Source organism: Curtobacterium sp. PsM8 (assembly GCF_030433875.1).
Classification (GTDB): domain Bacteria; phylum Actinomycetota; class Actinomycetes; order Actinomycetales; family Microbacteriaceae; genus Curtobacterium.
On record NZ_JARUXD010000035.1, the window covers coordinates 23,138 to 35,853 of the forward strand.

General features: G+C 72.6%; 11 protein-coding genes. 3 read left to right on the top strand and 8 right to left on the bottom strand.

Annotation, left to right across the window (positions count from 1 at the left end):
* Positions 1–19: 19 nt before the first annotated feature.
* The gene (locus tag QCD68_RS09840) at positions 20–487 is read left to right on the top strand and encodes an SRPBCC family protein (RefSeq protein WP_301222891.1); all 468 of its coding nucleotides are present in this window, start codon (positions 20–22) and stop codon (positions 485–487) included.
* Positions 488–553: 66 nt separating this feature from the next.
* On the opposite strand, the gene QCD68_RS09845 is transcribed toward QCD68_RS09840, so the two are convergent.
* The 8 genes from QCD68_RS09845 to QCD68_RS09880 form a co-directional block, all read right to left on the bottom strand.
* Positions 554–1,381: a MurR/RpiR family transcriptional regulator gene (locus QCD68_RS09845; RefSeq protein ID WP_111074697.1), complete on the bottom strand. Its 828-nt coding sequence runs from the start codon at positions 1,379–1,381 to the stop codon at positions 554–556.
* Positions 1,378–2,679, bottom strand: coding sequence for an allantoate amidohydrolase (locus tag QCD68_RS09850; protein ID WP_301222892.1), 1,302 nt, complete (start codon positions 2,677–2,679; stop codon positions 1,378–1,380). The genes QCD68_RS09845 and QCD68_RS09850 overlap by 4 nt, the downstream gene beginning before the upstream one ends.
* The gene (locus QCD68_RS09855; protein WP_301222893.1) at positions 2,676–3,932 is read right to left on the bottom strand and encodes a pyridoxal-phosphate-dependent aminotransferase family protein; all 1,257 of its coding nucleotides are present in this window, start codon (positions 3,930–3,932) and stop codon (positions 2,676–2,678) included. Before QCD68_RS09855 ends, QCD68_RS09850 begins: the two co-directional genes overlap by 4 nt.
* A gap of 43 nt (positions 3,933–3,975) precedes the next feature.
* Positions 3,976–5,550, bottom strand: coding sequence for an AtzH-like domain-containing protein (locus tag QCD68_RS09860; RefSeq protein ID WP_301222894.1), 1,575 nt, complete (start codon positions 5,548–5,550; stop codon positions 3,976–3,978).
* Positions 5,541–6,611, bottom strand: a complete 1,071-nt coding sequence (locus QCD68_RS09865; RefSeq protein WP_301222895.1) for an acetamidase/formamidase family protein — start codon at positions 6,609–6,611, stop codon at positions 5,541–5,543. The genes QCD68_RS09860 and QCD68_RS09865 overlap by 10 nt, the downstream gene beginning before the upstream one ends.
* Positions 6,604–7,983 carry an allantoinase AllB gene (gene allB / locus QCD68_RS09870; RefSeq protein WP_301222896.1) on the bottom strand — a complete coding sequence of 460 codons (1,380 nt, stop codon included), beginning with the start codon at positions 7,981–7,983 and terminating at the stop codon, positions 6,604–6,606. The genes QCD68_RS09865 and allB overlap by 8 nt, the downstream gene beginning before the upstream one ends.
* Positions 7,980–8,741 carry an aspartate/glutamate racemase family protein gene (locus tag QCD68_RS09875; protein ID WP_301222897.1) on the bottom strand — a complete coding sequence of 254 codons (762 nt, stop codon included), beginning with the start codon at positions 8,739–8,741 and terminating at the stop codon, positions 7,980–7,982. The genes allB and QCD68_RS09875 overlap by 4 nt, the downstream gene beginning before the upstream one ends.
* Positions 8,742–8,877: 136 nt before the next feature.
* Entirely contained in the window at positions 8,878–10,437 is a 1,560-nt protein-coding gene (locus QCD68_RS09880; RefSeq protein WP_111074702.1) for an NCS1 family nucleobase:cation symporter-1, read from the bottom strand.
* A gap of 247 nt (positions 10,438–10,684) precedes the next feature.
* On the opposite strand from QCD68_RS09880, the gene QCD68_RS09885 reads away from it, so the two are divergent.
* Both QCD68_RS09885 and QCD68_RS09890 read left to right on the top strand, forming a co-directional pair.
* Entirely contained in the window at positions 10,685–11,614 is a 930-nt protein-coding gene (locus QCD68_RS09885; RefSeq protein WP_301222898.1) for an ABC transporter ATP-binding protein, read from the top strand.
* Positions 11,611–12,489 (top strand): ABC transporter permease, encoded by an 879-nt coding sequence (locus QCD68_RS09890; RefSeq protein WP_301222899.1) that lies wholly within the window; start codon positions 11,611–11,613, stop codon positions 12,487–12,489. The genes QCD68_RS09885 and QCD68_RS09890 overlap by 4 nt, the downstream gene beginning before the upstream one ends.
* The last annotated feature ends 227 nt before the right edge of the window (positions 12,490–12,716 follow it).

The following is a 12,716-nucleotide window of genomic DNA, read 5'->3' on the forward strand; positions in this document are numbered from 1 at the left end:
CGTGGGCCAGGATCGAGGCGTGAGCGCTGCTTTCCGGATCGTGACCGACCTGCCCGTGCCGCCCGAGCGGGCCTTCGACCTGTCACTGGACATCGGCGCGCACCTGCGGTCGATGGCGGCGACCGGCGAGCAGGCGGTCGCCGGCACGACCGACGGGCGCATCGGGATCGGCGAGAGCGTCACCTGGCGTGCGCGCCACTTCGGGATCGTCTGGCGGATGACGAACGAGATCACCGCACTGGAGGCTCCCCACACGTTCGTCGACGAACAGGTCCGTGGGCCGTTCGCCCGGTTCCGGCACCACCACCGATTCGACTCCACTCCGACCGGGACGCGCATGGTGGACGAGATCACGTTCCGGGCACCGTTCGGGGTGCTCGGGCGGATCGCGGAGGGACTGGTGTTGCGGCGGTACCTGATCGCGTTGATCCGCGAGCGGAACCGGTCGCTCGCCGCCGAACTCGGAGGCGCCGGCACCGGCACGTGACGGGCACGTGACGGGCACGGGCACGGGCACGGGCACGGGCACGGGCACGGGCACGGGCAGCGTCGGTCAGGGGCCGGCGAGTTCGCCGAGCGTGTCGTAGGCGCTCGCCACGGCCTCGACCCGGGTCCGTCCGGACGGCCCGGAGGCCTCGTAGACGTCGTTCGTGATCGCTGCGACGACCGCGAACAGCGCCGCCAACGAGTCGAACGCCGAGGGTGAGTCGACCGGGCAGAGCACCGCGGTGGTCGCGGGCGCCGCGATGACGGCGGCGGTCGGGTCCCCGATGACGACGACGTCCGCCCCGGTGCCGACGCAGTGCCGGACGACCCGGTCGACCCCGGCGGCGTGCCGACGGACCGTGACGATCACCACGAGGTCTCGACGGTCGAGGTCCGCGACCTCCTCCCCCAGGCGCTGACCCGGTGCCGGCCCGACGCGGACGTCCGGGCGGACCTGCGCGAGCTGCGCGCGGAGCTGCAGCGCGATCGGGTACGCGCCGCGCTCGCCGAAGACCAGGACCCGGCGAGCGCGGACGATGCGCCGGGCGAGGCGCGGCCGGTCGGCACGGGCGAGGGAGGCGAAGGCGGCGTCGAGGTTCCGGGCCTCGACGGCACGCTGGTCGACGTGCGCGGCGTCCTCGGCCGCCCAGGGCAGGCCGGTCCCCCGAGCGGACATCAGGTTCTGACGGACCTCGGCGGCGTCCTGGAACCCGAGCGACCGGACGAGTCGGGAGACCGTCGCCTTCGAGGTGCCGGACTCGGCCGCGAGCTGCGACGAGGTGCCGACGAGCAGGAGCTCCGGGTCGTGTCGGATCATCGCGGCGACCCGTCGTTCGGCCGGCGAGAGGCGCTCCCAGACCGAGTCGATGCGTCCGCGGACGTCGGGGACGCTCATACGCCGGCCCCGGCCGTCGTGGTGTCGGCGAGGCGCTGGGCAGCGAGGTGCTCGACCGCGCCGGCGAGCGCATCGAGTCCGAGGGCGACGTCCGCCGCGGAGACGAACTCGTCCGGGTGGTGGCTGATGCCGTCCGGGTTGCGGAGGAACAGCATCGCGACGTCGGTCACCAGGCCGAGTGACATGGCGTCGTGTCCGGCGCGCGAGAACAGCTCGAGCGGTTCGGGTTCACCCGTGCCGACGATCCCGGCGCGGACGGCGTCCATCAGGTGCGGGGCGCAGAACACCGCGGGTGCCCGGTGCACCTCGGTGGGGGTGACCTCGACGCCGCGTCGTGTCCCGATCTCGCGGAAGGCGTCGGCGATCTCGTCCCACACCCGGTCGCGGCCGTCGTCGAACTCCCCGCGGAGGTCGACCGCGAACGTGGCGAGGCCGGGGACGACGTTGACCGCTCCGGGCTCGACGGCCATCGTGCCGACCGTGCCGATGTGCTGCTCCGTCCGGCAGATCCGTTCGACGGCCAGGGCGGCCTCGGCGGCGGCGAGCAGGGCGTCGTGGCGCCGTTCGTACGGGGTACCGCCGGCGTGCCGCGCCTCGCCGACCGCACGCACGGTGAACCGGCGGGCACTCGCGATGCTGGTGACGACACCGAGTGCCTGGTCGGCGTGCTCGAGGTACGGCCCCTGCTCGATGTGTGCTTCGAGGTACCCGACGAGGGACGCGGGGTCGACGGCGGCCTGCCCGACCTGCGCCGGGTCGAGGCCGAAGGACGTGAAGGCGGCTCGGAGGGTGGTGCCGTCGCCGTCGCGCAGGTCCCACCAGGACTCGTCCCACACCCCGGCGACGGCGGACGAGCCGAGCAGGGCCTTGCCGAACCGGGTGCCCTCCTCGTCGGAGAAGGCGACGACCTCGAGCGCGAACGGCAGTGCGGCACTGTCCTGCTGCAGCCGTGCGGCGACCTCGATCGCCATGAGGACCCCGACGACCCCGTCGTACCGGCCGGCGTCGACCACGGTGTCCAGGTGCGACCCGAGCAGCAGGACGGGGGCCTCCGGATCGCTGTGCCGGGTCCTGCCGTGGAGGTTGCCGGCGGCGTCCTGCCACGTGTCGAGTCCGGCGTCCTGCATCCAGGTCCGGACGACGGCGTTGGCCCGGGCGTGCTCGGGCGAGAGGTAGACGCGGGTGATGTGGCCAGCGGTCTCGCTGATCACGGCGAGCTCGTCGCAGCGGGCGACGATCCGGTCGGCGGCGGCACGGGCCACCGCGCTGGCGACGGGCAGCTCCACGGCCGCACTCACGCGCGTGCCCCCGCCGGGAGCCCGACCTCGAGCGAGGCGCCGCGTCCCGCGTAGACGTCGAGCGCGGCGTCGACCCCACCGCCCTGCGGCACGGACTTCCCGCCGCGACGCAGCGCCTGTTCGAGGGCGGAGAGGGTCGTCACGACGGTGTCCTTCCGGGCGTTGTAGCCCATCGTGCCGATCCGCCACACCCGTCCGTGCAGCGGGCCGAACGAGGTGCCGATCTCGATCCCGTGGTCCTCGAGCATCGCGGAACGGACTGCGTCGCCCTGGACCTCGTCGGGGATCTCGACGGCGACGACGTTGTGCATCTTGTGGCCGACGTCCCCGAACACGGTGAGCCCGAGGCCGCGGACGCCCTCGAGCATGGCTCGGCCGGCGAGGGCGTGCCGCTCGACGACGGCGTCGCGGCCCTCCTCGAGCAGGATCCGCGCGCACTCGTTCGCGGCGTAGAGCATCGACGCCGCTTCGGTGTGGTGGTTGAGGCGGCGGGGACCCCAGTAGTCGATGATCATCCCCAGGTCGAGGTAGTTCGACTGGATCGGGTGCTCGGACACGTCGTCATCCGGTTCGCGGATGCCGGCCTCGACGCTCCGACGGCGGTCGAGCACTGCGACCGCCCGGGGCGAGAGCGACAGGGGTGCGCTGCCGGAGGGGCCGCCCAGGCACTTCTGCAGCCCGGCGCTGACGGCGTCGATGCCCCATGCGTCGACCTCGAGCGGGTTCCCACCGACGGAGGCCGTGACGTCCGTGTAGAACAGCACGCCGTGCCGTTCGCAGATCGCCCCGAGCTCGTCGAGCGGCTGGTTCATCGTCGTCGAGGTGTCGCCCTGCACGACGGCCAGGAGCTTCGGGCGCACCCGCACGATCGCGTCCTCGATCACGGAGGCCGGGAACACCTGCCCCCACTCGGTCTCGATCGTGTGCACCGTCGCTCCGGCACGTCCGGCGATCTCGGCGAGCAGGTGTCCGAACCGGCCGAACACCGGGACGAGGACGCTGTCCCCGGGCGCCAGCAGGGAGACGAGCGCGGCTTCGATGCCGGCGCGGGAGGTGCCGTCGACCAGGACGGTGGCCTCGTTCCGGGTGCCGAACACCTGGCGGTACAGCTCCTGCGTCTGGTTCATCGTCTCGGTCATCCACGGGTCGTACTGCCCGACCAGCGGGGTCGAGAGCGCGCGGAGGACGCGGGGGTCGGCGTCGATCGGGCCGGGGCCCATCAGGAGACGTGCGGGCGGGTTCACGGGGTACATGGTTGATCCTTCCGTTCCACAATCAAGGATAATGGAACGCACGTTACGGACATGTTGCGGGGGCGGCTTCGGGTGTGGTGGCACGGGCGAGGTCGATCGCGAGGTCGACCAGCGCGAGGTCGGCACCGGCCGGTCCGACGAGGCACACCCCGACGGGGGCGTCGTCGACCCGGAGCGCCGGGATGCTGACGGCGGGCAGACCGCCGACGCCGGCGACCGACGTCATGCGGAGGGTCGCTCGGCGGGTGACGAGCACGGCGGCGGTGTCGGCCGTCCGGTCCGGAGCGGGCCCCGGCACGGTGGGGAAGGCCAGGACTCCGTTCCCGACCACGCGGCGGAGCACGGTCCGGAGTTCCACGAGGCGGGCACGCGCTGCCGACTCCTGCTCGGCGGTGACGGATGCCGCTGCGGCGAACCGCTCGGCGACGTCGGCTCCGAGGGCACCCGGGTGTGCGGCGACCCAGTCGCCGTGGTTCCGGTGCGCCTCGGCGGCCTGTACGACCCGCAGCGTCTCGGCGAGGTCGTCCAGGTCCGGCAGCACGACCGACCGCACCGGACGACCGACCCGTTCGACCCAGGCGAGGAACGCGCTGCGGGTGCCGGGTTCGGCGGCATCGAGCAGCGCGTCGCTCAGGAGCAGCGAGTCACCCCGGACCAGCGGGTCCTCGGCCTCGCGCTGGGGTTCCACGGGGTCACCGAACGCGATGCCGGCGACATGCCGGAGCAGCTCGGGGCCGCGCGTCAGCCATCCGACGGTGTCGAAGGTCTGCGCGAGGGGCAGCACGCTCTTCCGGGACACGGCGCCGTGCGTGGTCCGCAGTCCCCAGAGCCCCTGGTAGGACGCGGGGACCCGGAGGCTGCCCGCCGTGTCCGTGCCCAGACCGAGGTCCGCCTGCCCGAGTGCGACCGCCGAAGCCGACCCGGACGTCGAGCCGCCGCCGATCCGCCGAGGGGCCGCTCCGTTCGGTGTCGTCCCGGAGTGGGCGTTCCGGCCGGCGAGGGCGTAGGCGAACTCGTCGCTCCGGGCGATGCCGGTGACTTCGGCTCCGGCGTCGAGGAGCATCGCGACCGCCGGAGCGTGTTCGTCCTCGATGTCCGCCTCGGCCTGCCAGGTCGGGTTGCCCGCGCCGACGACCTGCCCGCGCACCGCGATGAGGTCCTTCACCGCCACGCAGACGCCGGCCAGCGGACCGGAGCCGCTGCCGGGGACGAGCGGGTCACCGAGCACGCGCCAGACGGACCGGTCGAACGCCAGCGCGCGTCCGGTGACGTGCGCCGTCCGGATCCGCCAGGAACCGTCCGTCCGGCACCAGAGCTGCGTCTGCAGACCACGTCCACCGTCGAGGAACCGGGACTCCCCCACGACCAGCACGGCATCCGGACCGAGGACCTGCACGTCCACGCCGATCAGGGCCCGACGGGCGACGCCACCGCGGGCCGACCGGAAGGCACTGATCTGCTCGTGTCCGCGGAGCACTCCGGCACCGTCACCACGGAGCGTGTCCGGCCCCGGTTCGAACAGCTCATCGAGCACCGCGGCGTCGTCCCGCATCAGGGCGTCTTCGTACCGGTGGAACGCCGACTCGAGGCCGGCGGGCCACGTCCCGGTCAGTCGCACGTCGCCACCGCGTCGAAGTCCGCCTTGCGGATGGTCGCGTGGGCACCGCAGACGAGGTCGACGACCTGCGAGATGCGGAAGTCCGTCGCCGCGCTGAGGTACGCGTAGGCCAGGTGCTCGTCGACACCCCACCGTGCACGGAGCAGCGTGATGGCCGCTCGGACGCACCGCCGCACGGCTTCGTCCAGGTCGGCGTCCATGCCGGTGGGCACCAGGAACTCGGTGGTCTCGGCGACCGGACCGACGAGGGCACCGAACCGTCGGAGTGCTGTGGTGCGCTGCACGACGTCGAGGCGCAGGGTCAGGCGGAGTGAGGCTTCCATCGCGGTGAGGGCGACCTCGCCGTCCCCCTGGGCGAAGTGCGGGTCGCCGACGTACACACCGGCGCCCGGCACCTGGACGGGCAGGTGCAGGGTCGAACCCGCGGTCAGCAGCGCGATGTCGATGTTCCCGCCGTGCGGCCCCGGCGGGACGGAGTGCGGTCGGACGTCGCTGTCGACGGTGACGCCGAGGATGCCGGGGAACGGCCGGAGCGGGAAGGTCACCACGCGGGGACCGCCGTCCACTACCGGCAGGCGTCCGTGGTCGACGCCGTCGCGCGTGACGACGTCGGCGAACACCGAGACCGGGTCCGCACCACGCGGGAGCTCCCCCGGCAGCGCACCACGGCCGTGCCGGTTCGAGATCACCCCGTAGGGCACGCGAGGCAGCGCCGCCAGGATCGACACCGACAGGACGTCGCCCGGTTCGGCCCCGGCGACGGCGATCGGTCGCGACACCACGTGCGGGCCGTCGGCCTCGTCGTTGCGGAGGTCCCGCACGATGTCGATCGCGTCCGCCAGCACGCCGCCCGGATCGACGCCGTGCCGCCCGAAGAACGCCACCGGGTCGGAGCCCTGGTCGGGCAGCAGGCCCTCGTGGCTGACGGTGTCGATGGTCACGACCGAGCCGGGCGCGACGGTGCGGACGGCGGCGTCGTGGCGACTCGGCAACCGTCCCCAGAGGACGTCGTCCGGCGTCGAGCCGAGGTGCACGTCGGCGGCGGTACGCGTCTCAGCCACGGTCGACCAGCTCTCCGGCGACGAGGTCGACCGTCGTGGTGCCGTCGGTGGTGCCGGTGATGCGCTGCCCGCGCAACCATGTCTGTGTCACCCGGCCGCGGACCCGCAGCCCGTCGAACGCGGACACCCGGTTCCGGTGCGCCAGCGCGTCGACGTCGATCGTGGCCTGGGCGTCGGGGTCGAACACGGCGAAGTGCGCCAGTGCCCCCGGCGCGATCCGGCCGCGGTCGGTGAACCCGGCGAGCGCCGCCGGCCCGGTCGTCACGGCGGGCAGGACGGCGTCGAGGGGCAGTCCGCGACGCGCCGCCTCGGTCCACAGCGCACGGAACCCGACCTGCAGGCCGGCGATGCCGCCCCACGCGAGGCCCCAGTCGTCGACCTTCAGGTCGGCGGTCGAGGGCGAGTGGTCCGAGACGACCATGTCGATCGTGCCGTCGAGCAGCCCGGCCCAGAGGGCGTCGCGGTTGGCGTCGTCGCGGATCGGCGGGCAGCACTTGTACGCCGTCGCGCCGTCGGGGATCGACCCGGACTCGAAGGCCAGGTAGTGCGGGCACGTCTCGACGGTGAGGCGGACGCCGTCGTCCTTCGCGGCGCGGATCATCGGGAGCGCACCGGCGTCGGAGAGATGGAGGACGTGCACCCGGGCACCGGTCTCCCGCGCACCGTCGATCACGCGGGCGATGGCGGACCGCTCGGCCTGGACGGGTCGGGTGTCGAGGAAGTCCTGGTACCGGACCCCCAGTGCGTCGTGGTCGACGAGGTGGTCCGGGTCTTCGGCGTGGACGATGAGGAGCGCGTCGAGTGCGGCGACCTCGGCGATCGCGGCACGCAGCTGCGTCGGGTCGAGGTGCGGGAACTCGTCGACGCCGGACGGCGCGGTGAAGCACTTGAAACCGAAGACCCCGGCGGCGTGCAGGTCGGCGAGGGCACCCGCGTTGTCGGGGACGGCTCCGCCCCAGAACCCGACGTCGACCGCGACGCGTCCGGTGGCACTGGCCTGTTTGACCCGGAGCGCGGGGACGTCGACGGTGGCCGGGATCGAGTTGAGCGGCATGTCGATGATCGTCGTCACCCCGCCGAGCGCCGCCGCACGGGTGGCCGAGGCGAAGCCCTCCCACTCGGTGCGTCCGGGCTCGTTCACGTGGACGTGGGTGTCGACGAGTCCGGGCAGCAGGACGTGAGCGTCGGGGACGGTCTCGTCACGGTCGGCGACGACGTCGGCGTCGATCGGCCCGACGGACGCCACCCGCCCGTCGCGGACGACGACGGCGGCGGGTCGGAAGGCGCCGTCGACCCAGGTCCGGTGGGCACGGAGGACGAGGTCGGCGGGCAGGACCGTGTCGGCGACGGCGGCCGTCTGGAGGTCCGTCATGCGTCCGCCCCGACCATCGCGCGGGCAGCGTCGAGCTCGAACGAGGCGAGCACCCCCGTGAACCGCTTGGGCGGCGGCGCGGCGTACTCGCCGTGCTTGCCGGTGGTCAGTCCGAGTCGGACGAGCGTCTCGGCCAGGAGGGTCGTGGCGCTGACCCCGTCGACGACCGGTGCACCGATCTCGTCGGACACTGAAGCGCAGAACTCGGCCATCCCGGCGCAGCCGAGCACCACGGCGTCGGCACCGTTCGCGATCACCCGACGGCACTCGTCGACGACGAGCTCGCGGGCGCCCGAGGACGGGTCGTCGAGCTGCAGCACGGGCACCTCGCACGCCCGGACCTCGGCCAGCAGGGACGCGCAGCCGTAGCGGTCGGCGAGTTCCCGCGCACGACCGGTCGTCCGCTCGAGCGTGGTCACGACGCCGAACCGCCGACCGAGCATCGCGGCGGTGCGGAACGCGCCTTCGGCGATGCCGATCACCGGGCCGCGGGCGATCTCCCGCGCAGCGTCGATCCCCGGGTCACCGAAGCAGGCGACGACGGTGGCGTCCACGCCGACCTGCTCCCCCGCCAGCACCTGTTCGAGGAGCCCCGGCACGGCCAGCGCTTCCTCGTAGTGGCTCTCGATCGACGCCGGACCCATGCTGGGCTGCACGGCTTCGATGACCGTTCCCGGTCCGGCGACCGCGGCCGCGGCGCGACCGATGGCCGCCGTCATCGACGCGGTGGTGTTGGGGTTGACGACGCGGATGCGCATCGGGGTCCTTCCGGTGGAGCGGGTGGAGCGTGGGTGGTGACGATCCTGGCGGGGTGGTAGCGGGCCTCCCGGCTGTCCACAGGGGCACCTGCCGGAGTCGGTGCGGCAGTGCCCCTGTGGAGGAGATGTCCCCCGGTCAGGCGCGACCGAGGGCGGCGCCGTCGTCGACCGTCGGGTCGTCGGCGTCGAGCAGCGGCATGGCCGGCGACCGGCGTTCGAGCGCCCAGAAGACGACGAGCCCGAGACCGCAGCCGATGAACCAGCTGTAGCTGCTCAGCCACGGGACGACCCCGAGCGCCGGCGGCAGCACGGCACTGGCGACCGACACCGCCCCGGTGGTGACGAGGGTCCAGATCGCGTTCGGGTTGAAGCCCTTCCGGTACCAGTACCGACCGGCCGGGTCCTTCGAGTACATGTCGTCGACGGCGACCCGCTGCTTGCCGACGATGTAGTAGCCGGCGATCAGGATGCCGAAGAGCGGGCCGATCAGTGCCCCGAGGACGCCGAGCGTGTACAGGATCGCCTGGTCGTTGCCGTACCAGTTCCACGGGGTGAGCAGCACGGAGCCGACCGCGGCGATCATGCCGCCCATCCGCCAGCTGATCCGGCGGGGTGCGACGTTCGAGAAGTCGAACGCGGGGCTGATGAAGTTCGCGACGATGTTGATGCCGACCGTGGCCGTGACGAACGTCAGTCCGCCGAGCAGGATCGCGAACGGGGCGCCGATCGCCTGGACGGTCTCGATCGGGTCGGTGATGAGCTTGCCGAACACCGGGACCGTCGCGCTGGCGCACAGCACGGTGAGGATCGAGAAGAACAGGAAGTTGATCGGCAGTCCGAGCAGGTTGCCGCGCTTCACCGCGGCGAAGGACTTGCCGTACCGCGAGAAGTCGCCGAAGTTGAGCATCGGACCGGAGAAGTAGCTGACGACCAGGGCGATCGCCGACAGCATCACCGGGATGCTCGCACCGAACGACATCGGGGCGCCGACCGAGAGCGTCAGCGAGATGTTGCCGATGCCGGCGGTGGCGACGAGGTACACCGCGAGCGCGATCATCACGACGTACACGGCGGGACCGGCCCAGTCGATGAACTTCCGGATCGCGTCCATGCCCATCCAGAACAGGGCGCCCTGCGCGACCCAGAGCACGGCGTACGAGATCCAGCCGAGCGCGTTCAGCCCGAGGAACGACGGCTCGAGGAGAGCGGCTGCCCCGGGGATGAACTTGAGGAACACGATGTTGAGCGACTGCGCGGCGAGGAAGGTCTGCACGCCGTACCAGGCCATCGCGATGAGCCCGCGGATGATGGCGGGGACGTTCGCGCCGAGGACGCCGAAGACCGCGCGGTTGATCACCGGGTACGGCACACCGGTGCGCTGCGAGGGCTTGGCGACGAGGTTCGCGAAGACCTGCACGATGAGGATGCCGACGACCAGGGCGACGAGCACCTGCCAGCTGGCGATCCCGAGGGCGAAGAGCGACCCGGCGGTGACGTAGCCGCCGACCGAGTGCACGTCCGACATCCAGAACGCGAAGACGTTGTAGCTGGTCCAGGTCTGCTTCCGCAGCGGGGCGAGGTCCTCGTTGGTGAGGGCCGGGTCGTACCCGGGCTTGATCAGACCGGCGCCCGCGGGGGCGGCCGGCGTGAGGGGGGCGTGGGGCGCTGCGACGGGTGCCGCGACTTCTGTTGCCATGACGTCCTCCGGAAGGGAGAGAGGGTGAGGTCGGCGTCTGCCTGGGCACGAAGCTACGGACCCCGGTCGCGCCGCCCGTTTCCCCCGTGTGACGACCGTGTGACATCACACCCGTCTTGGAACGATCGTTCCGAGATGGGCGGCGAGCCGACGAACGGGAGGCTGTCGGCAGGATGACGAGGAGGGGTGCGATCTCCGCCTCCAGGGGGAGGCGGCCGCATCCGCGGCCCCCGTACCGTGGGCGGCGATGATCGAAGTACAGCACCTCTCCAAGCGCTACGGCCCCAAGCTCGCGGTCGACGACGTCTCGTTCGTCGTGCACCCCGGCAGCGTCACCGGCTTCCTCGGCCCGAACGGCGCCGGCAAGTCGACCACCATGCGCATGATCATGGGGCTCGACCAGCCGACCTCCGGCACGGCGACCGTCAACGGCCGGCCGTACCAGAGCTTCCGCGACCCGCTCCGGCAGGTCGGCGCGCTGCTCGAGGCGAAGGCGGTGCACTCCGGTCGGAGCGCGTACAACCACCTCCTCGCGCTCGCGGCGACGCACGGCATCCCGAAGCAGCGGGTGCACGAGGTCATGGACATGACCGGCATCGAGTCCGTCGCCCGCAAGCGCGTCGGCGGCTTCTCGCTCGGCATGGGCCAGCGACTCGGCATCGCCGCGGCGCTGCTCGGCGACCCGCAGACCCTGATCCTCGACGAGCCGGTCAACGGCCTCGACCCGGACGGCGTCCTCTGGGTCCGGCAGCTCGCCCGCCGGCTGGCCGGTGAGGGCCGCACCGTGTTCCTCTCCAGCCACCTCATGAGCGAGATGGCCCAGACCGCCGACCGCGTCGTCGTGCTCGGTCGCGGCAAGGTGCTCGCCGACGCCCCGATCGCGGAGTTCGTCGCCGGCGCCGGGGGTCCCTCCGGGCAGGTCAACCTGGCCCGCGTGGTCGTCCGCACCCCGATGCCCGACCAGCTCTTCACGGCGATCGGCCCCAACGCGACGGTCACCCCGCGTGACGACGGCTCGTTCCTGGTCGTCGGCCCGGACGCCCCGACCGTCGGTGACATCGCCGCCCGCGCCGGGGTCGTCCTGCACGAGCTCACCCCGACCGGCGCGAGCCTGGAAGAGGCCTACATGGCCCTGACGCGCGACGACGTCGAGTACCGATCGGAGGGAGCCCGATGAGTGCCCCGCAGAAGACCGACCAGCCGACCACCCAGCAGCACCGCCACCGTGGGGACCTGTCCTCGCGCGACGTGCACCTCAGCTACACCCGACTGGTCCGCAGCGAGTGGATCAAGTTCCGGAGCATCCGGTCGACGTTCTGGTGCTACGCCGTCATCGCCGTCCTGACCCTCGGCCTCGCGGTCCTGCTCGGATCCGTCTCGGAGCCGTCCGGCGCCGAGCAGACCGCGGTCGGCGCGAACGCCACGATCGTCAGCATCAACACCGTCAGCGTCTACCTGACCGCCCTGGTCGTCGGCGTGCTCGGCGTGCTCATCATCACCGGCGAGTACGCCACCGGACAGATCCGATCGACCTTCACCGCCGACCCGGGCCGGACCGGCGTGCTGCTCGCGAAGGCGACCGTGCTCGCGGTCACCACCTTCGTCGTCAGCGCGGTGGCGAACTGGATCGGCGTCGCGATCTCGACGGCGCTGCAGGCCGGCAAGGGCCTGGAGCCCGACCTGGCCGACCCGTCCGTCTGGATGCCGATCCTGGGTGCGTCGATCGACGTCACCCTGCTGGCACTCCTGGCGTTCGGCATCGGCCTGCTGGTCCGCTCGTCGGCGGGCGGCATCGCGATCACCCTCGGCATCCTGCTCGTGCTGCCGGTCGTCATCAGCCTGGTCGCCGGGCTGGCGAACCTGGACTGGCTGAACGACGTCACGAAGTTCCTGCCCGACGCGGCCGGCGCGAACCTGTACCAGTTCGACTCGGGTGCCCCGGCGCCGAAGGGCCTCACGCTCAACGGCTGGAGCGGCGGCGGCGTGCTGCTGGCCGAGGTCCTCGTCTTGAACGCCTTCGCGATGATCGTGGCCAAGCGCCGCGACGTCTGACCCAGACGGTACGAGCCGCACCCCCAACACCACCAGCACGACCCGCAGCACCAGCACTACCCGCACCACCAACACGGGAGGCCCCGGGGGGCGCCCCCCCCGGGCGCCCCGGGCGCCGGGCCGCCCCCCCCCCCCGGCCCCCCCCCCCCCGCGCCCCCCCCCCCGCGCCCCCCCCCCCGCCCGGGCGCCCCGGGGGGGGCCGCCCCCCGGGGGGAGATACACAAAAC

Coding starts and splice junctions, on each gene's coding strand:
- QCD68_RS09845 (WP_111074697.1), bottom strand. CDS start 1,381: ATGAGCGTCCCCGACGTCCGCGGACGCATCGACTCGGTCTGGGAGCGC.
- QCD68_RS09855 (WP_301222893.1), bottom strand. CDS start 3,932: ATGTACCCCGTGAACCCGCCCGCACGTCTCCTGATGGGCCCCGGCCCG.
- allB (WP_301222896.1), bottom strand. CDS start 7,983: ATGACGGACCTCCAGACGGCCGCCGTCGCCGACACGGTCCTGCCCGCC.
- QCD68_RS09885 (WP_301222898.1), top strand. CDS start 10,685: ATGATCGAAGTACAGCACCTCTCCAAGCGCTACGGCCCCAAGCTCGCG.
- QCD68_RS09880 (WP_111074702.1), bottom strand. CDS start 10,437: ATGGCAACAGAAGTCGCGGCACCCGTCGCAGCGCCCCACGCCCCCCTC.
- QCD68_RS09890 (WP_301222899.1), top strand. CDS start 11,611: ATGAGTGCCCCGCAGAAGACCGACCAGCCGACCACCCAGCAGCACCGC.
- QCD68_RS09875 (WP_301222897.1), bottom strand. CDS start 8,741: ATGCGCATCCGCGTCGTCAACCCCAACACCACCGCGTCGATGACGGCG.